The 20,225-nt window shown below is 67.8% G+C and carries 13 protein-coding genes; 9 read left to right on the top strand and 4 right to left on the bottom strand.

The annotated features are described in order from the left end of the window. Nucleotides 1-87 precede the first annotated feature (87 nt). From HRF36_RS13955 to HRF36_RS13945, 3 genes are all read left to right on the top strand, one after another. The gene (locus HRF36_RS13955; RefSeq protein WP_173210899.1) at nt 88-1,533 is read left to right on the top strand and encodes a hypothetical protein; all 1,446 of its coding nucleotides are present in this window, start codon (nt 88-90) and stop codon (nt 1,531-1,533) included. Nucleotides 1,534-1,643: 110 nt separating this feature from the next. After that, nucleotides 1,644-2,135 (top strand): hypothetical protein, encoded by a 492-nt coding sequence (locus HRF36_RS13950; RefSeq protein WP_173210897.1) that lies wholly within the window; start codon nt 1,644-1,646, stop codon nt 2,133-2,135. A gap of 105 nt (nt 2,136-2,240) precedes the next feature. Continuing rightward, nucleotides 2,241-3,215: a RimK family alpha-L-glutamate ligase gene (locus tag HRF36_RS13945; protein ID WP_173210895.1), complete on the top strand. Its 975-nt coding sequence runs from the start codon at nt 2,241-2,243 to the stop codon at nt 3,213-3,215. Nucleotides 3,216-3,251: 36 nt separating this feature from the next. Here HRF36_RS13945 and HRF36_RS13940 read toward each other — a convergent pair whose 3' ends face one another. Further along, on the bottom strand, nt 3,252-3,659 hold the full coding sequence (locus HRF36_RS13940) for a hypothetical protein (protein ID WP_173210893.1): 408 nt from the start codon (nt 3,657-3,659) through the stop codon (nt 3,252-3,254). 195 nt (nt 3,660-3,854) lie between these two features. Then, on the bottom strand, nt 3,855-5,648 hold the full coding sequence (locus tag HRF36_RS13935; RefSeq protein ID WP_173210891.1) for a DEAD/DEAH box helicase: 1,794 nt from the start codon (nt 5,646-5,648) through the stop codon (nt 3,855-3,857). A 165-nt stretch (nt 5,649-5,813) separates the two neighbouring features. On the opposite strand from HRF36_RS13935, the gene HRF36_RS13930 reads away from it, so the two are divergent. After that, complete coding sequence (locus tag HRF36_RS13930; protein WP_217271328.1) at nt 5,814-6,638, top strand: site-specific DNA-methyltransferase; 825 nt, start codon at nt 5,814-5,816, stop codon at nt 6,636-6,638. On the opposite strand, the gene HRF36_RS13925 is transcribed toward HRF36_RS13930, so the two are convergent. Then, nucleotides 6,635-8,374: a threonine/serine exporter family protein gene (locus HRF36_RS13925; protein WP_371740201.1), complete on the bottom strand. Its 1,740-nt coding sequence runs from the start codon at nt 8,372-8,374 to the stop codon at nt 6,635-6,637. The two genes, HRF36_RS13930 and HRF36_RS13925, sit on opposite strands and share 4 nt — an antisense overlap. A 411-nt stretch (nt 8,375-8,785) precedes the next feature. Between HRF36_RS13925 and HRF36_RS13920 the strand changes: the two genes are divergently transcribed. The 4 genes from HRF36_RS13920 (at nt 8,786) to HRF36_RS13900 (ending at nt 18,016) form a co-directional block, all read left to right on the top strand. Further along, nucleotides 8,786-15,382 (top strand): PA14 domain-containing protein, encoded by a 6,597-nt coding sequence (locus HRF36_RS13920; protein WP_173210887.1) that lies wholly within the window; start codon nt 8,786-8,788, stop codon nt 15,380-15,382. Next, nucleotides 15,367-16,254: a hypothetical protein gene (locus HRF36_RS13915; protein ID WP_173210885.1), complete on the top strand. Its 888-nt coding sequence runs from the start codon at nt 15,367-15,369 to the stop codon at nt 16,252-16,254. The genes HRF36_RS13920 and HRF36_RS13915 overlap by 16 nt, the downstream gene beginning before the upstream one ends. A gap of 116 nt (nt 16,255-16,370) precedes the next feature. Further along, nucleotides 16,371-17,201 carry an RHS repeat-associated core domain-containing protein gene (locus HRF36_RS13910; RefSeq protein ID WP_173210883.1) on the top strand — a complete coding sequence of 277 codons (831 nt, stop codon included), beginning with the start codon at nt 16,371-16,373 and terminating at the stop codon, nt 17,199-17,201. Between the two features lie 545 nt (nt 17,202-17,746). Continuing rightward, on the top strand, nt 17,747-18,016 hold the full coding sequence (locus tag HRF36_RS13900; RefSeq protein WP_173210881.1) for a hypothetical protein: 270 nt from the start codon (nt 17,747-17,749) through the stop codon (nt 18,014-18,016). Nucleotides 18,017-18,396: 380 nt separating this feature from the next. Here the strand turns inward: HRF36_RS13900 and HRF36_RS13895 are convergent, their stop codons facing one another. Next, nucleotides 18,397-18,840, bottom strand: a complete 444-nt coding sequence (locus HRF36_RS13895; protein ID WP_173210880.1) for a hypothetical protein — start codon at nt 18,838-18,840, stop codon at nt 18,397-18,399. 111 nt (nt 18,841-18,951) lie between these two features. On the opposite strand from HRF36_RS13895, the gene HRF36_RS13890 reads away from it, so the two are divergent. Continuing rightward, the gene (locus HRF36_RS13890) at nt 18,952-20,076 is read left to right on the top strand and encodes an SDR family oxidoreductase (RefSeq protein ID WP_173210878.1); all 1,125 of its coding nucleotides are present in this window, start codon (nt 18,952-18,954) and stop codon (nt 20,074-20,076) included. The last annotated feature ends 149 nt before the right edge of the window (nt 20,077-20,225 follow it).

Below are 20,225 nucleotides of genomic sequence, written 5' to 3'. Positions count from 1 at the left end.
CTCGTCGTCCGGAGCGGCCAAGATGTGGGGATGGGGATGGGGATGGGGATGGGGATGGGGATGGGAATGGGGTGGAGGCGGGGCGTCGTGGCGACCGTCGTCGTGGCCGTCCTCGTTCTCGGCGCCGGATGCGCCAGTTCTCGTGAGCTGACCCAGGAGTTCGAGTCGCTGATGGAGGGTGTCGACGGCGTTGTCGAGATCGAGACGGCCGGGGGCGACTACCCATTCGGCAGCGCGACGGCCCAAGCGACCGTCGTCGTCGAGGACGACCTCTCCGACGACGACCTCGCCGCCGTGGCGGAGCACGTCAGGCCGTTCGTGGCCCGCAACGTCGGCGACTCGTTCGGCTGGCAGTTCGTGGACGTCACGCGAGGCACCGTCTCGTTCGAGGTTCTCGCCGACGAGGACGACACGGCGGCCCAGCTCGCGCTCGCCCGCCGCGTCGCGGACGACCCGGCCTTCGCCGAGGTGTCCCTTGGCACGCACGAGTTCGGCGACGAGACCTCGAGCAGCTCCGGCTCGCCCCGGCAGGGGTTCGGCATCACGGTGATCCCCTCGGAGTCGTCGGACGTCGTCTCGGCCTGGCAGCGGGCTCGGTCCCTCCGGGACGGCGCGGCGCACCTGGCAGATGTCGACGTGACGGCGTGGAGCCCTGACGTGCGACGATTCATCACCGAGAACGTGACCGGGTTCCCCTCGGTCCTCGACGATCCGGCGTCGTCCCGCGTCGTCCTCGACGCCGTCGATCAGGCTCGTCTGCTCGACGCCGTCGGGCCCGCCGATCTCGGGACCGGGCGGGTCGAGGCGCTGCCCGAGGGCATCAGGGTCGACCTCGACGAACCGACGACCACCGGGTACTCGTCGGCGGCGGAGGTGGCGGAGGCATCCCCGCGAGCCTCGCGGATCGCCGGCGTCCTCGTCGCGATGTCGGAGGCCTCCGGCACCTCGATTGGTCTCGTCTCCTCACCGGGCGAGCTCCGAGAGCTCGATGGCGACCTGTCCGCCGCCGAATCCTTGGTCGATGCCGTGGCGCCCGAGACGGTCAGCTCCTCTGAGATCAGCGCCCGCTCGGTCGAGGTGCGGACGACGGCGCTGGCAGGCGTCGTGCCCGCGGTGCAGGCCATCGGTGCCTCCGAGGCCGTGTCGGGAATGGACGAGATCCGCGTCTCGTCGATCGGGTCCGATCACCGAGGGCTCGCCTTCTCGGGTCGGCCCGAGGCGCTCGCCCTGCTCACCACCGTGGCGGCCGCGATCGTGGCCTCGCCCCGAGCCGAGGACGTGACCGCGGCCGTCACGGAGGGCCGAGTGCGCATCGAACTCGGCGATGCCGTCACCGACGCGTCCCTGGTGGACGTCGTCGGAGCCGTGAAGACGGCACCGGTCGGGACACTCGTGACGTTCCGGCGGGACGTCCGGGGGGCGGTCGACGTCGCCGGCGAGACGGTCGGCCAGGGGGCAACGAGCGACTGCTCGACGCTCGAGGCCGACGATCGCCCCCTGTGCGCGACCGTCCGCTCCGCGTGGGGCCCCTGATCGCCGGGGCGGTGGCGAGCGGTCGTGACGCACGAGAACCCGACGACCCGGCTCGTGATGCAGGGGTGCATCGAGAAGGGGCAGGGCGCGTGATGTGTCGATCCCTCGGCATGAGACGCAGCGCCCTGGCCGTGGCCTTCTCGATGTCACTGGCCGTGACGGGTTGCGCGGGTGGGGGCGAAAGCGACAGGGACGACCGCCTGACCGTGGACGGCGCCAAGACGGAGACGATGGCGATCGAGAGATCGGTCGTGGACTCCTTCCCGGCGGCCGAGGTGGTGTCGGTCGACCAGGCGAGCACCGGTGTGCTGCTGAGCTGCTCCGATGACACCTACCAGTGGACGGGCCGGGTCACGGTGCAGATGGACGGTGCCTCGGACAGGGCCGCCGTCCTCGACGTCATCGCCGGGGCCTTCGACGACCAGGATGGCTACGACTCCACGATCGACGAGCAGACCGGCGACCCTCGCCTCCTCGTGACGGGCCCAGGAGGTGCGGCCTCCGTGGGTCGGTTCGACGAGTCCTCCCACCTCGTGACCCTCGCCTCGGCCTCTCGGTGCTTCGCGTTGCGCGAGGGCGAGAACTCGTACGACACGTACTGATCGTGACCTGCCGTCGGACGCCTGCGCTCCCGCCGGCCTGAGACGACGTGTCCGCGTGTGTCGGCCGGGCTGGCATCGCGGGCCCGGACGGTGCACCATCGGACGATGACCTCGACGATCGACCACGCCGACCCGACACCCGTCGTCCACGTGCTGCACGACAACGCCGAGTGGCTGCCCCCGCTCGTCGCCGCGCTCGACGCCGCGGGGGTGCCCCACCGCGAGCACCTGCTCGACGGGACGTCCTTCGACCTCGCGGCCGCGCCTCCTGAAGGGGTGTTCTGGTCGCGCTTGAGCGGCTCGGCCCACACCCGAGGCCGGGGGACCGCCAAGGAGGTCGCGCGAGCGACCCTGCGGTGGGCCGAGCGACATGGTCGCCGGACGATCAACGGCAGCGGTGTCGTCGAGCTCGAGGTGAGCAAGGTGGCGCAGTACCTGGCGCTGGCGTCGGCCGGGTTCGACGTTCCGGCGACGACCGCCGTGTTCGGGACCGCCGACCTCAAGGCACGGGCCCGCGAGCAGAGGCTGCCGTTCATCACGAAGCACAACCAGGGCGGCAAGGGCCTCGGCGTGCGCCGCTTCGACGACCTCGACGCGTTCGACTCGTACGTCGACGGGCCCGACTTCGAGGTACCGGTCGACGGGGTCACCCTGCTGCAGGAGTTCCTGCAGGCCGAGGAACCCTTCAACACGCGCGTCGAGTTCGTCGGCGGGCGGTTCGTCTACGCGGTGCGGGTCGACACCTCGGCCGGCAGCTTCGAGCTGTGCCCGGCCGACGCGTGCGTCGTCCCCGACGGTGCGGACCCGGCCACCTTCGCCCCGTTCGCGGTGCGCCCGTCGGTGACCGCCGAGCACCCCCTCGTGACGCGGCTCGAGGCCTTCGTCGCCGAGCAGGGCATCGAGGTCGCCGGCATCGAGTTCATCGAGACCGTCGACGGCCGCCTCGTGCCCTATGACGTCAACACGAACACCAACTACAACCCCGACGTCGAGCGGTCGTCGTCGGTGTCGGCCGCCGCCACCCTCGCCGCCTGGCTGGGCGAGGTGCTGGCGGCGGAGTACGCCGCGTCACCCGCCTGAGCGAGGGTCAGCCGGCCGTGACGGCGCCCCGTAGGGCTAGCGGCGAGCAGGAGGCGCGGGTGGCGCCGGCGAGGTCGCGAACGCCCCGGCCGCGAGGGCCGTCAGCACGACCGCACCGATCGTCACGGGCGCGAGCGGCCCGGCGAACGCCGCGGCGAGTCCGAGCGTCGTGCCGAGACCGACGACGAGCTGGCCGATCACCAGCAGCACGAGGCCGAAGGCGGAGCCGAGCAGGCTCACCCGGGCCAGGTCGTGCACTCGCCGGGCGTCGTCGGCCAGACGTCGTGCTCCCGTGGGCTCGGCCGCGAGCCGGCGTCGCATCCGCACGAAGAGCACGAGCGCGACGACGGCCAGGAGCAGCGGGACGGCGCTTCCGATCGTGAGCGCCGTCTGCACCACGCCGAACAGGGCGTCGGTGCCGCCGGGGGAGGGCTGGGTGCTCATCGGACTCCGATCGACTGGGGTGGTTGGGTCACGGGCGACATCGTCGGTGACGGGCGTCTCCGGTGGCCCGGGGGCCACGAACTCGCCCGTCCGCGACCGTCACGTGTCGGCTCGCCCGCCGGCACGCCGTCCGGACACGACGACGCCGACCAGGCGGGAGGCGAGGTCGGCGTCGTGGGCCGTGCGGCCGGGTGTCTAGTAGCGGGGCTTGCGGGCGGGCCGCTCGCCACCCTGCGACCGGTCGGGGCGATCGTCGCGGCGGGGCGCGCCTCCTCGGCGGTCGGGCTTGATCTCGATGAGCTTGCCGCTGATGCGGGTGTCGCTCAGGCGGTCGAGCATGTCGCTCGAGACGTCGGACGCGAGCTCGACGACCGAGAAGTCGGGGCGGATCTGGATCGCCCCGAAGTCGTCGCGGCTGAGTCCGCCCTCGTTCGCCAGGGCACCCACGATCTGCCGAGGCTCGACACGGTGGCGACGGCCGACCTCGATGCGGTAGGCGGTCATCGGCTTGGACGTGCGGGGGCCGCGGTCACGGCGCTCGCCCCGGTCGTCGTCACGGCCACCGCGCGGTGCACGGTCGTCGCGCTCGCGCAGCGGACGCTCGTCGCGCTGCGGTCGTTCGTCTTTCGGGTCGAGCAGCAAGGGGGTGTCACCCTGGGCGACCACGGCGAGGGCCGCGGCCACATCGGCCTCGGGAACGTCGTGGTGCTCGACGTAGTGGCTGATGATGTCGCGGAACGCCGAGATGCGGCCGTCCTGCGAGAGGGCCTCGGTGATGGCGTCGTCGAAGCGGGTGAGTCGGGTGCTGTTGACGTCCTCGACGGTCGGCAGCTGCATCTGCGTGAGCGGCTGGCGCGTGGCCTTCTCGATCGCGCCCAGCAGGCGGCGTTCGCGCGGCGTGACGAAGCTGATCGCCGCGCCGCTCCGACCGGCACGGCCGGTGCGGCCGATGCGGTGGACGTAGGACTCGGTGTCGATCGGGATGTCGTAGTTGACGACGTGGCTGATGCGGTCGACGTCGAGTCCGCGGGCCGCGACGTCGGTCGCGACCAGGATGTCGAGCTTGCCGCTCTTCAGCTGGTTGACCGTTCGCTCTCGCTGCGCCTGCGCGACGTCACCGCTGATCGCGGCGGCGGAGTAACCGCGGGCGCGCAGCTTCTCGGCCAGGGTCTCGGTCTCGCTCTTGGTGCGGACGAAGATGATCATGCCCTCGAAGTTCTCGACCTCGAGGATGCGCGTCAGGGCGTCGACCTTCTGCGGGTACGACACCATCAGGTAGCGCTGCGTGGTGTTGACCGAGGTGGTGGTCTTCGCCTTGACCGTGATCTCTTCGGCGTCGTTCAGGTACTGCTTCGAGATGCGACGGATCTGCGGCGGCATCGTGGCCGAGAACAGCGCCACCTGCTTGTCTTCGGGGGTGTCGGCGAGGATCGTCTCGACGTCCTCGGCGAAGCCCATCTTGAGCATCTCGTCGGCTTCGTCGAGCACGAGGTACTTGAGTTCGCTCAGGTCGAGGGTGCCCTTGGCGAGGTGGTCCATGATGCGACCCGGCGTGCCGACGACGACGTGGACGCCGCGGCGCAGGGCGCTCAGCTGGACGCCGTAGGCCTGGCCGCCGTAGACCGGCAGGACGTGGACGCCGCGCATGCCGGAGGCGAACTGCTCGAACGCCTCGCAGACCTGCAGCGCGAGTTCGCGGGTCGGGGACAGCACGAGGGCCTGCGGCTTCTTGGCCGAGACGTCGAGGCGGGACAGGATGGGCAGGGCGAAGGCCGCGGTCTTGCCGGTGCCGGTCTGCGCGAGGCCGACGACGTCGCGACCGTCGAGCAGGGTGGGGATCGTGGCGGCCTGGATGGCCGAAGGGGTCTCGTAGCCGATGTCGCGGATGGCCTTGAGCACCTGGTCGCTCAAGCCCAGATCGGCGAACGTCGGCGTCGTGTCGGCTTGCTCTGTGGCGTCGCTCGGGGCTTGCTCGGTGGTGTCACTCATGGTGCAACGGTAGCTTGTCCGGGGCCCGGGTCGCTGCTGCGCCCACCTCGTCGGCGTGGCCGTGTGCTCGCGAGGGGCCGGACCTCCGCGGTCGGCGTCGATGTCGGTGCCCCGAAGTAGTCTTCTCGACGACCGATTCCGCCCAGCGACACCCCGAAGGACGACGTGCAACCGACCTACCGCACCGCCAGTGGTCGGCTCTTCCAGGCCGACTGCCTCGAGGTCCTCGCCGGGCTCGACGACGAGTCGGTCGACCTTGTTTTCGCCGACCCGCCCTTCAACCTCGGCAAGGTCTACGGCGTCGGCATCGACGACTCCCTGGACGACGACGCCTACCTCGCCTGGTGCCGCCGGTGGATCGCCGAATGCGTCCGGGTGTTGCGGCCGGGCGGATCGTTCTACCTCTTCAACCTCCCTCGCTGGAACATCGAACTCGGCCACGTCCTCAACGGCGAGGGCATGACCTTCCGCCACTGGGTCGCCGTCGACATCAAGTACGGCCTGCCGATCCCCAACAGGCTCTACCCCTCGCACTACTCACTGCTCTACTACAGCAAGGGCAAGCCGTCGCGCTTCGTGCGGCCCCGCCTGCCGATCCAGGTCTGCCGGCACTGCGGCCGCGACATCAAGGACTACGGCGGTCACCGCGGCAAGCTCCACCCCGACGGCATCAACCTGACCGACGTCTGGCTCGACATCCCCCCGGTGCGACACCGGGCGACGAAGACCCGTGGGGCGAACGAGCTCAGCGAGAAACTGCTCGAGCGCGTGCTGACCATCAGCTCCGAGCCCGGCGACCTCGTCCTCGACCCCTTCGGTGGCTCGGGCACCACGTACGCCGTGGCCGAGAAGATGCACCGTCACTGGATCGGTGCCGAGATCGGTGACGTCCAGCCCATCATCCGGCGGCTCGAGGGCGAGGACGCCCAGGTCGAGCTGCCCGGGCGCGGAGACACCGGGCGTGGGGTGGCCGCCGGGGCCGAGCGCTAGCCGCTCGCGGTGCCGGGGCTCGCCGGCGACCCGTCGGAACGAACGGGCGTCGAGAGGGCCACCCCCGGCAATCGTGGTGTGTCGTGGTCCGAGAGGCGCGGCCGAGACGACTGCTCCGGTGCCGACACGACGGGGATCGGCGCGGTGGTCCGTGGCCGCTCGGCCGCCGGCCGCGGCTCGGGCTCGGGCGCCGTCGTCGGTCGATCGGCCTCCGACTGGGCCGTCGCAGCAGGCGGCACGATGATGCTGATGGGCGTCGTGTCGGTGTGCAGCGACTGAACACGCACGCGTTTGGCGCGGCGCAGCCACCGGCGCGCACCCGGGGTCGCGAGCAGGCTGCCCAGGACGAGACCCGCGCCGATCGCCAACGTCGTCAGCATCGAGAAGACGAAGTCGACCTGTGACCCGTCGTTGCCGGCCATGAAGTTCAACAACGACGAGGCCACCGCGAGCGACGGGAGCAACGATCCGCAGAACGCGGGTACGGCGATCACCGTCGCCGCCGTCCGCAGCCGGGCCGCGGCCACGGTCGACAGGGCGCCCAGCAGTGTCGCGGCGACGAACGTCGCACCCATCAGGGGCAGTCCGAGCTGGCGCAGGGTGAAGAGCGAGATGTTGCCGACCAGGGCGACGCCGATCGTGATCGGGATCATGCGGGCGGTCGACCCTTGGGCGATCGAGTTGGCCGACGCGGCGGCGAAACTGGAGATGAGCGAGAGCCAGAGCGGCAGCGCCTGCAGGGTGATGTCGGTCGGGTCGACCTCGATGTCCACGAACCGTGCGGTCACGGCGAGACCGGCCGGGATGCCGCACACGACGCCCGCGACGATCAGCCCGATCACCAGGGCGCGGCCCACCGCCATCGATCGGAAGCCCGAGATCGCGTCCTGCGCCCAGGTGACGATCGTGGGGTGCGGCAGGACGAGCACGACCACGGCCGCGACCATCGCCGCCGCGCCTCCCGGGGCCAGCAGCCCCGCCCAGATGCCGAGCGTGCCGAGTGCCGCGGTGGACGCGGCCTGGAGGCCGATGACGAAGAACTGCGGGATGCCCCTCGCGGTCAGCCCCCGACCGGAGGTCATGATGCCGATCATCACCACGAAGGCGCCGACGGCCGCCTGCCACGTGCCGCCGGCCTGCAGGGTCACCGAGACGCCGAGCAGACCCATCGCCAGGTCGGTCAGCCAGGACGGCCACCGGGGCGGCGACTTCAACACCTCGACGAGTCCGGCCACGGCCTCGGTCATGTCGCGGTCGTCGTGCAGCAGGTCGTCGACGATCTGGTAGACCCGCGACAACCGGTGAAGGTTCGACCCTTCGGCGTAGATGACCCGGGTCTTGACGAGCGGGTTGTGGCCGGCCGGGGCGTACTGGATGGTGATCGCCGTGCCCGTGATGTCGAGCTCGAGCGGGGCGAGGTTCCACTTGGTGCTGACGGCGACGATCGCGACCTCGGTGCTGCGGACGTCGGCCCCCGACGACAACATGACGTCGCCCAGGTCGAGGCAGAAGTCGACGATCTGACGGGGCGAGTAGAGGTCGCCGCCGATGCCGTGTTCGGGCGTCGTGCCCTCGTAGATCGTGCCGCGCAGCCGAGCGCGGACGTCCCTCAGCTCGTGCTGGTTGACCAGTCGCGACTGTGCCGGGCCCCGAGGCTTGCCCTTCGGCGCCTTGGGTACTCGCGGCGGGCGGGGCCTCACCGGGTTGGGGCGCTCAGGGCGCCTCGCGTCTGACACGCTGACCTCTTCCTCGCTCACGACCGGCCGGGCCGGGTCGCCGCCGAGGCGTTCCCATGTGGACCCGTCCGTCGAGTCTAGGAGGCGCGGCGTCGGACGTCGTGGCCGGCCGCGTCGTGGGGGACCTCCTGTCGAGACCAGCCGCTTTCGGACGGCGAGGGCGGTGCCTAGTCATCTCGGTGAAACGCGTGCGGGTAACGGTCTGATAACTGCTCGCACCGGTGTGTACCCCTGTTGGGTGCCCTTCTTGGCCCGCGAATGCGGAGGTTTCGGGGCAACGGATTTCTGAGGCGTACCCCATCCTCTGAATTCGGACTGGACCGTTTCGATTGCCGGTATCTCTCATGCGACATGTGTGTTTAGTCTCGAGGTGACGCGGGTCACGGAGGCTCATGCGGGTGAGGAATGGGCATGTCGTCTCGATCGGGGCGCCTGGGCGCCGTGGTGGGTTCGGTCGCGGTGTTCGCGTTGCTGGCGGAGTTGCTGGTCGCGGTTCCCGCGGTGGCGGCCGAGCCGACACCGGATCACGGGTCGGTTCCGCCGATCTCGTCCGACGCGGTCGACCCGGCCGTGCCGAGGGTTCCCGAGGGGGACTCGGTCCCGGCGGTGGGCGAGGACTTCGAGACCGCCCCCCAGCGCATCGGGCAGGCGCCGAAGGGCGCATCGAAGGTTGCACCGAAGGGTGACGAGGCTTTCGACATCGAGTCGGCGACGTTGGTGGACCAGTCGGAGTTCCAGGACGTCTACGAGAGCGACGACGGCACGAAGATGGCGGTCATCAGCCCCGAGCCCGTGAACGTCGAGCAGGCTGATGGTTCGTTCGAGCCGGTCGAGACGACGCTGGTCAAGCGTCGCGACGGCGACCTCCAGCCTGGCGCGCACCCCCTCGCACCGGTGTTCGCCGACACCGCTGCTGACGGGCCGGTCGTCACCGTGACCCGCGACGGCCACACGATGGGCATGCAGCTCGTGGGTGCCGCGGACACCAGGGCCATCCGCAAGGTGTTCCCCTGGTCGAGTACCCCGGCGGATCTCGTGCGTTACCCGGACGTGTTCCCGGGCATCGACCTGACTTATCAGGTGACGAGCGGGGCGGTCAAAGAAGAGCTCGTGTTGTCGAAGGTCCCCTCGGCGAAGAACGATTCGTGGACGTGGAACATCAGCGCTCCCGGCCTCGACGCGAGCATCGACGACAGCGGCGCCGTGATCTTCACCGATGTCAGCGGTGCGACGGTGTTCGGCATCCCGGCGCCGATGATGTACGACTCCTCGGGTGTCGAGGGGGAGAAGACCGATGCCGAGGCGATGGTCCCGCTGACGCTGAAGAAGGCGACCGCCGGGTGGGCCCTCACCCTCGCGCCGGAACGCGCCTGGTTGACCGACGACGCCCGCGTCTACCCGGTGCATGTGGACCCGACCACTGCTGGTGGGTACATGCAGGACATCCACTCCTACCGAAGCGACGGTGTCAGCCGCGTCGACGGGCTCTCCCGTGTGGGCAACTCCCGGGATGGTGGCGACAAGTTCTGGCGCACGGTGCAGCACTACGACTACGAGCAGTTCTTCGGCAAGCAGATCCTCGACGCCTACCTCGACACCGCCTACCCCGGCGGTGGGTCGCCGGCGACGTACCTCAACACGCTTCACACCGCCACGGCCTTCAGCTACACGGGTGTCGGCAGCCATCTCGGGAGCTGGTATCTGGGCAATGGCACGGGTGGGGTGGACGATGACCGTCTCACCCAGCTGATCGCTTCGTTGGTGAACGCCAAATCTCGTGGTACCTATTTCATGCTCCGCGGTCATGAGGCCGCGGGGGTGTACTCGTACAAGCCGGTCAATTCAGCCCTCCATGTCGTCTACAAGAGTTTTCCCGAGACGGGCGCGGCTCTTGCGCCGGCCCCGGCGAACGGTGGCCGGGCGTCTCTGACTCCCACGCTGAAGATCGATGCGTTCGATCCCGAGCGGACCGGTCTGCAGTACCTGTACCGCATCAGTGAGAACCCGAACCCGGACGTGTCGCCGGTGTGGGTCTCCGGATGGCAGGGCGCCTCGAAGGCCACCGTTCCGGCGGGCGTGCTGCAGCCGGGTAAGACGTACTACTGGAAGGGGTACGTCCGTGACGGGTACGACGGCCAGTTCGGCACGTCCACGGTTCGTGGCTCGAGCGTCTGGTCGTTCTCGACGAACACCCCTGCCCCGACGCCTTCGCAATCGAGTGCGTCGATCGCGGATGGGACGATCATCACCGGTCTGACGCCGACGTTGTCGACAGGGACGTCGTCGGATGCCAACGGAGACCCCGTCCAGTACCAGTTCACGGTCGCGACGGGGACGGATGGTGTCACGGGGGCTGTGGTGTCGTCGGGGTGGTTGGCGACGCCGTCGTGGACGGTGCCGGAGAACACGTTGCAGGATGGTGGCCGGTACACCTGGTCGGTGCGGACGAACGATGGCTACGACAAGCCGCAGCCGTCGTGGCGAAACGCCCTCGTGGTGAACCAGCGGATCGGTGATTCCGGGCCCGCACCGGTCGATACCGCAGGCCCGGTGACGGTGAACCTCGCCAACGGCAACGTCGGCCTGCGATTCGAGTCCCCGACGGTGTCGACCGTGGGCGGCAGCATGGGCATGGCGTTCAGCTACAACAGCCTCAGGCCCAAGGTCGGCGGCCTGACGGGGTCGTACTACGACGTCACGCCGGCCGCCGGCGCGATGCCCTCATACGATTTCACCGGCAAGACGCCTGTGCTCGTCCGCACGGACCCGGCCGTGTCGTTCGACTGGGCGCTGGGGTCGCCAGGCCCCGCCGTCCCGAACGATCACTTCCTTGCTCGCTGGAAGGGCTTCATCAAGGTGCCCACGGTCGGGAAGTACACCTTCGGGGTCAACCGCGACGACGGCGCCCGCGTCACGATCAAGGGCACCAAGGCCTACGACTCCGGCTGGACGCGCGGATCTCGAAGCGAGACCACGCAGTGGGGTTCCACACTCGATCTGACGACCGAGCCGGCATCGTTCCTGATGGACTACTTCGAAGCCACCGGTGCCGCAGGGATCGAGCTCTGGGTCAAGGACGACAAGGGCGATGCCTACGTCGTTCCTTCCTCGTGGTTCTCCCGCCAGGTGGAGACCCTGCCCGCGGGCTGGTCGGCGTCGACCGCGTTGAACGGCGACGCCGGCGATTGGTCGAGCGTCCAGGTGACCGACAGCGCCGCGATCCTGACCGACACCACCGGGACGGCGCATACGTACACCAAGACCGGTGGCACGGGTGCGTCCACCGGGTACAAAGCACCCGAGGGCGAGTACGGCGTCGTCGCTCTGGATGCCACGGGTAAGGTCACGGTCACCGAGGACGACGGCACGGTCACCGTGTTCGGCGCCTCGGGCCGGGTCGAGACCGTCACCGGTCCCGGCGACGCCGTCAAGCGTGCCACCCCGATCGCCACCTACGTCGGTGGGACCGGGATGATCCAGTCCCTGTCCGACCCGCTCTCGTACGACACTGCGTCGAAGACGTACACGCGGCAGGTGACCTTCGCCTACGGGGCTTCAGCAGGTACCCCCTGCACCGCGCCTCCCGCAGGGTTGGCCGCTGCACCGTCGGGGATGCTGTGCAAGATCAGCTATCCGGATGCCACGGTCACCGACCTCTTCTACGACACCGAGGGCAACCTCGCCCGGATCGTCGATCCCGGCGACGAGATCACCGACTTCGGCTACGACGATGGCAGGCTCACGACCTTGCGCGACAGCCTCGCGAACGACTGGCTCGCCGTGCCGAACCAGGGCCGGGTCGACGCGCCCACGGTCACGACGCAGATCGCCTACGACGACAAGGGCCGCGCGACGAGCGTCACCCTCCCGGCCCCGGACGGTGTGACCGATGACACCCGCCCACAGCAGACCTACGAATACGGCCCCGCCACCGGTGCCGGCACCGCGACGGTCGACGTCGCCGGCCTGACCGTCCCGGCCGGTGCCCACGCGATGACCGTCACCTACGACGACGCGTGGCGGCAGCTGACCTCCACCAGCCCGTCGGGTCTGACCAGCAGCCAGGTGTGGAACGGCAAGGACATGCAACTGTCCTCCACCGACGCACAGGGCCGCATGTCCACCACGATCTACAACGCCCAGGACCGCCCCACCGACACCTACGGGCCCGCCCCTGCGTCCTGCTTCGGCAGCGATCGGAAGCCGGTTCCGTCCTGCCCCGTCACGCCGGCACACTCGTCGACGGCATACGACCGAGGTCTCCAGGGTCTGAACGCGGTCTGGTACGACAACAACCGCTTCGCCGGCGCCCCTAAGGCGTACAGCCTCGGCCTGCCGAGTGTCACCGACGGGTCCATCGACAAGGACTGGGTGATGGAATCCCCGATGACGGGCATCCCGGCCGACGACTGGTCGCTGCGCATGACGGGGCTGATCACGTTCCCGACCGCGGGCACCTGGACGGTGAACACCCGCGCCGATGACGCCAGCCAGGTGTGGATCGATGACATCCCGTCCCCGGCCGACCCGGCACCGGGCGCCGTGCACGACGCCCCGGGTGTCACGATCACCACGACGAAGGCGAACCAGCAGGCCCGCATCCGCATCCACTACCTCGACAAGACCGCGAATGCGACCCTCGGTCTCTTCTGGACGGGACCCGGCACCGCCAAGGCCGTCGTCCCCGGAACCGCTCTCACCCCGGACTACGGCCTGGCGACCTCGAGCATGACTGACGACGCGGCCCCGGCCGGCGTGGCAGGCGTCTCGAGCGGTCAGGTGCCGTCGCAGACAATCACGACCGAGTACGCCAACCCGTGGCTCGGCCAGCCGACCGCGACCGTCGAGGACCCCACAGGGCTGGCCCTGAAGACCACGACGACCTACGAAAGCGTCGGCGGAAAGGGTCACCTCCGTCGCCTGACACGGACGCTGCCGGCTCAGGCCGCGGCTGGACAGACGAAAACCGAGTATTACGACGACGGGGACAGGACGCTCGCGGATGTCTGTGAGGTCCCTGCCGGAACGCCCCAGTTCGGAGCGGTCAAGACCGTCACACAGGCCGCAGGGATGGCGACCACCATGGTCTACGACGTCCTCGGTCGAGTCGTCGGTACCCAGCGCACGGATGACACCGGCTGGGCGTGCATCACTTACGACGACCGCGGACGTACCACCACAGCGGTGACCACCGCTACGAAAGACAGCCCCGCCAGAACGACCGAAACGAACTTCGCCGTCGGCGGTGACCCCCTGAAGTCGAGCGTCTCCGACGACTCCGTCGCAGGTTCCAACGAGAACAGCACCATCACGACAGAGATCGACCTGCTCGGCCAGGTCGTGAGCTACGAAGACGTCTGGAACACCGTCACCACCACCGCCTACGACCGCACGGGCAAGGTCAGGTCGACCACCACCAAGGCCGCCGTGGGTGCCCCTCACAGGCAGGCGTTCGAGTACGACGCGGACAGCCGGATCACGGAGGTCACCTACGACGGTGCCGTCCTGGCGCTGCCGGTCTACGACCGGGGCGAGCTCGTCTCGGTGTCATACCCGGCCGGTGCAGGGAACCTCGGCAACGGATCCGTGCTGCAGTCCATCCAGAAGAACGCCGCTGGTGCCCTCACCGGGCTGACGTGGACGTTCCCGAACGGGCAGGAATCGGTCACCGATCAGGTCGTCCGGTCCCAGTCGGGACGCATCCTGACCGACACCGCGACCTCGGGGGCTGTGTCGAACGTGTCGTCCTACGGGTACGACGCCGCTGGCCGGCTGATCACGGCTTCGATCCCGAGGCACCAGCTGACGTACTCCTTCGACAGCGCCACCTGTGGTGCCGCAGCGGCCGGGCGGAACGGCAACCGGATTTCCTCGACGGACGCCCAGGACGGAGGCGCGGCGTCGGTCACGACGTCGTGCTACGACACCTCGGACCGGCTCCTGTCGACCACCGTGACCGCGCCTCCGGAGGGTGCGACGCCGACGGCGCAGACGATCCCGGCAGCGAAGATCACCTACGACGCTCACGGCAACACCACACGTCTCGCCGATCAGGTCATGACCTACGACAGTGCAGATCGTCACCTGACCACGGTGTTGGACGACGGCAGCAAGGTCGTCTATCAGCGTGACGCCACCGATCGGATCGTGAAGCGAACGCAGACCACGAAGGAGGGGGTGTCCACGTCGACGACGTATTCCTTCTCCGGGGGTGGGGACAGCCCGGATCTGGAGCTCGATGACGGGGGCGCCGTGACCTCGTCCGTGGTCTCACTGCCCGGTTCGGTGTTGGTGTCGATGGGGGTGGGCTCGCAGTCGTGGTCGTACCCGAACATTCACGGCGACGTCATCGTCACGGCCGACCAGACCGGCACGCGGTCTGCTGGGCTTGCCGTGTACGACCCGTTCGGCCAGACCATGGATCCGGTGACGGGTGCCTTGGGTACGGTGCCGGCGAATCAAGCAGGGCCCGACAACGAGCCCGGCGACGCCGACTACGGCTGGCTCGGCCAACACCAGAAGCTCACCGAGCACCTCAGCACCCTCGCCACCACCGAGATGGGTGCGCGGCAATACGTCGCCGGTCTCGGACGGTTCCTCGAAGTCGACCCGGTCGAGGGCGGCGTCGACAACGACTACGTCTACCCCACCGACCCGACTAACGACCTTGATCTAGACGGTAACGCGACAGCAACTCGACAACGCGGCTTGTTCCTTGGAAATCCCGTATGGGGTGCCATCTGGGGCAATTACCTTCGCGGAATGCAGCGTGGTTGGAGCAGCTTGAAGTTACGCGATACACGCGTTCAGGCAAAGATCGCGTTCGGGGCGGCTGTGCTCATAGCCGTTGACGCGCGAGCTATAAGACGAGGCATCATCGTGCTGGCAGCCGAGCACAAGAAAGGCGCTCGAAAAAGCACTCAACAAAAGCATCAAAAAGGGGCAACGCGCAAGGCTCAGAAGGACAAAGACAAAAAACGCCAGAAGCCTGGTTGGAAAAGGAGATGAATGACATGCGCAGTTTGTACGGGTCGCCCGGAGGTATCGATGGCCTTGGACGCACAGTGGCGGATATAGAGGCTGAGTCTGGGCCGGAAGCTGCGTTTGCATATCTTCTTGGGCATGAGAGCGAGATCAAGTCACACGGTGGGCTTCTCCACCAACTTGGGCAGCTTGCATTCGATCTTGATCGGTACGGCTTCGCCTTGTCTGCATTCCGCGCTGCTCAGGCGCAAGGGTTTGATAGCTATTCAGATATTGGTCTGGTTCAAGAGTGCCTCGGTGAGGTAGATGCGGCTCTGGTGACCTATTCCGAAGCCCTCTCACGGCAACCCGAGGATCTTGATTCACTGGTCAACCTCGGGGTGCTTCTTTGCTCGCTCAACCGTCAAGCCGAGGCCGTTGATCCCTTGCGAAGGGCGGCCAAGATCGATCCCAAAACCAGTTGGCAACTTGCAGATGCTCTTCTCACACTGGAGGGTGAGGAATCGGCCATATCTGCCCTCCACGACGCCGTATCTGCTGGCGAAGACCGAGCGTACGTAGAGTTAGTTGAGCTCACGGCCGCGGATCTATCAATAAATGAAATTCGGGAGTCTCTTCTCCGCGCTGAAGCTGCTGGGTCACATGTCGCCCGGTCTGATTTGGTGGCGTACCTGACAGACGCCGACCTGCCCTTAGAAGCGATCGCTATGGGGCGCCAGGCGGCCGAAAAGGGAGATCGTCTAGTTGTTGGACCTTTGGCTGGGGCGTATGAGGGCATCGGTAATATCAGTGAGGCTAGACGGCTATACGCTCAGGCCGTTGAGGATGGCCAAGTCCAGTACTCACTGGATCTACAACGGGTAGCTGCGTCTAGCGACGATGCTGGGCAGCCCTAGGGCGTGTCTCTGATCGTTTCGTTCGGGCGATGACGGCGTCGACGACGACGGCGAACCGGTAAGCAATTGCGACTTTGCCTTACTTGGTCTCGAGGCCTCGCCACGAGACGATCCCAATGGTCGTACGCAAACACCACGGCGACGTCATCGTCACGGCCGACCAGGCCGGCACCCGGTCTGCTGGCCTTGTTGTGTACGACCCGTTCGGCCAGACCATGGACCCGGTGACGGGTGCCTTGGGCACGGTGCCGGCGAACCAAGCAGGGCCCGACAACGAGCCCGGCGACGCCGACTACGGCTGGCTCGGCCAACACCAGAAGCTCACCGAGCACCTCAGCACCCTCGCCACCACCGAGATGGGTGCGCGGCAATACGTCGCCGGTCTCGGACGGTTCCTCGAAGTCGACCCGGTCGAGGGCGGCGTCGACAACGACTACGTCTACCCCACCGACCCCATCAATCAATCCGACTTGTCGGGAGAGTTCGCATCTCTCGCGCTCGGAGGTGTAGCTGCCTTTGGTGGCGTGAGTTCATGGAACCCCGTCGGATGGGTAGTTCTCGCTGTTCTTGTCGTGATCCTCGCTGGAGTAGGCATTTACTACCTATCCAAAAGGCAAGCCAGGCCCATGACAAGAATATCGGTCCAAGCGGCAAGCCAAAAGTTCACAACATTCGCCACTCCACCCGTAAGAAAGCCAAAGACGCCGCCCAACGAGCGGGAAGGGGAGGTAAGCCGGAGAAGCATGCTCGACCCACTAGGGGAGGGCCTCACTACCACCCCACCGGCCGTAACGGTCAGAAAGCCCCTGGCGGACAGCACCACAAATACCCGAGGAGATTCTCCCGATGACTTTTTGCGAAGATGTCCTAGCGCAAGCGCTGACCAATCTCGTCGAGGCGCCGCAGGGCCCGCGCCTGGCGGGCATGGTGCTGGGGAATCGCCCTAAGCCCTGGGGCAAGTTGCGCAGTCAGCTCGGACATCTAGATCGGTTCGTCGTCGCCCATTCCGATCTGTCGGCCGAGCAAGTGATCGACTTGCTCTCCACGATGGGCGGGAACGTGCGGCAACCCCCCTGGGCCCACGTCGTCTCAGAGAAGGAAGACCTGGACAGACTTGCCGTGAACTTATCCGTACTGGCCGACAACTTAGACGGTGATGGCCGGGCCACCTTCGCTGCCATTACCCCACATCTCGCGGTCTATCAGGGCGAAAATTTTAACTCGACACGGCTCCTTGGGCGGTCGGACGGACTGCTGTCGACTTAACGCCAGAACTCCGTTTGGAAAAAAGGAAGAATGACATGTGCAGTTTGTATGGGTCGCCCGGAGGCATGGACAGGCTTGGAAACACAGTGCCGGACCTAGAGAAGGAGTCTGGGCCGGAGGCTGCGTTTGCGTATCTTCTTGGGCATGAAAGCGAGATCAAGTCGCACGGTGGTCTTCTTCACCAACTGGGCGGCTTTCATTCGATCTAGATCAGTACGGCGACGCCTTGTCTGCATTCCGCGCTGCTCAGGCGCATGGGTTCGACAGCTACTCAGATATTGGTCTGGTTCAAGACTGCCTCGGTGAGGTGGATGCGGGTTTGGTGACCTATTCACAAGCCCTCTCACGGCAACCCGAGGATCTTGATTCACTGGTCAACCCCGGGGTGCTTCTTTGCTCGCTCAATCGTCAAGCCGAGGTCGTTGATCTCCTGCGAAGGGCGGCCAACATTGATCCCAAACTAGCTGGCAACTTGCAGATGCTCTTCTCAAAGTGAAGGGTGAGGAATCGGCCATATCTGCGCTCTTGACGCCATATCTGCTGGCGAAGACCGAGCGTACGTAGAGTTAGTTGAAGTCACGGCCGCGGACCTATCAATGCATCAAATTCGGGAGTCTCTCCTCCGAGGTGAAGCTGCTGGGGCACATGTCGCGCGGTCTGATCTAGTGGCGTACTTGATAGACGCCGACCTGCCTTCAGAAACGATCGCTATGGGGCGCCAGGCGGCCAAGGAGGGAGATCGTCTAATTCTCGGACCTGTGCCTGGGGCCTATGAACCCGTGGAAATGTCCGTGAGGCGAGAAGACAGCGCCACCAAGCCCGAAGGTCCTCCCCGGTGTCAACTCACAGTGTCACCGACGTGATGGCCGGGCACACCTACGAGGCGTGGTCGGAGTCGTCGTCGTCGCTGCGGTCGACCCGGGGGTCGCCGGCCTCGCCCCGGTCGCGTCCGGCGTCGGCCATATCGTCGCGCCCGCCCGCGAACGGCGACTGTGTCTGCGTCTGCGCCACGATGGCCTGCGAGGTCGAGCCCAGGATGACGGCGGGGTCGACGCCCTTCTCGTGGGCGAGAGCAGCCGTCAGGCCCGCCGCCAGGCTGCCGCCCGCCGTGCCGAGCGTCGCGACGACGTCCTCCTGCCGAGCGGTGAACGGCTGGTCGGTCAACTCGGCGACCACCTCGCGGAGGTTCTCGTCGCTGGCCTCGACGGCCTCGGGGTCACCCTGGGTGATGGCCGCGGCCTGCGACACGACGGCGAGCGCCAATGCGGCCGCCTCGTCTTCGGGCGTCCGGTCGGTGGGCTCGTTCGTGTCCTGATCCATGGGCCGACCGTACGCTCGACGCATCCGCGGCCTGTCAGGTGTCGTGGGCCGGGGTACGGGCCGGTCCGCCGTCGCGGGAATGCGAGGAGGCGCGCGCGGCTTGGAACACGGATGAGCACCACCGAGACACCCCAGACCGACAGCATCCCGTCCGCCACCGGCGGTGACGCCCCCGGTACCGCCCTCGTGGTGGGTGCCAGCGGCATCACCGGTACCGCCCTCGTGGAGCAGTTGACGCGCGACGGTTGGGACGTCCTCGCCCTCTCGCGCCGCGCCTCCTCGTCCGCCGGGGTGACGGGCATCGCGGCCGACCTGACGAGTGCGGAAAGCCTGCGGACGGCCCTGGCCGACGCGAAGCCGACGCACGTGTTCTTCGCCGCGTGGCAGAAGCGCGACACCGAGGCCGAGAACATCGCGGTGAACGGGGCCATGGTCCGTGACCTGCTGGCCGCCCTCGACCACGCACCCGTGCGGCACGTGTCGCTCGTCACCGGGTTGAAGCACTACCTCGGCCCGTTCGAGGCCTACGGCACGGGCGACATGCCCGACACGCCCTTCCATGAGGACGAAGAGCGCCTGCCCTATCCGAACTTCTACTACGCACAAGAGGACGAGCTGTTCGCCGCCGCCGAGCGCCAGGGCTTCACCTGGTCGGTGCACCGCTCGCACACCGTCATCGGGTTCGCCGTCGGCAACGCCATGAACATGGGGCTGACCATCGCCGTGCAGGCCGCGTTGAGCAAGCGCCTCGGCCGCCCGTTCGTCTTTCCCGGCAGCGAGACGCAGTGGAACTCACTCGTCGACGTCACCGACGCGGGCGTCCTCGCCGAGCAGATGATCTGGGCCGCGACCGACCCGGCGGGTGCCGACGAGCCGTTCAACATCGTGAACGGCGATGTCTTCCGGTGGCGCTGGCTGTGGCCGCGTCTGGCCGGGCACCTCGGCATCGACCCGGCGCTCGTCGAGGGCTTCGAGGGCGAGCCGCGACCGCTCGAGCAGCAGATGGTGGGTCTCGAGCAGGAGTGGCGCGATCTCGTCGCCGAGCACGGTCTCGCCGAACCCGAGCTGTCGCGCGTCGCCTCGTGGTGGCACACCGACGGCGACCTCGGCCGCGACATCGAGGTCGTCACCGACATGGGCAAGGCCCGCGACGCCGGCTTCACCCGCTACCGCCGCACCGAGCAGGCGTTCGTCGACCTGTTCGAGCGCTACCGCGCCGCGCGTCTCATCCCGTAGACACCAGGAGGCGCGGGTCGGCACCCGGGGGAGGTGCGCGGGCGACGCACGGGCGATGCACAGAGGATGGCCAGGGCCGTGCGTCCCGGGCGCCGGTACGGTCGGCGAAAGCGACCCACCCGAGACGGAGCCGACATGACCCGCCCGAC

Origin of the sequence: Frigoribacterium sp. VKM Ac-2836 (assembly GCF_013248995.1) — a bacterium.
Taxonomy (GTDB): domain Bacteria; phylum Actinomycetota; class Actinomycetes; order Actinomycetales; family Microbacteriaceae; genus Frigoribacterium.
This window is presented reverse-complemented; position numbering and strand designations above follow the sequence as displayed.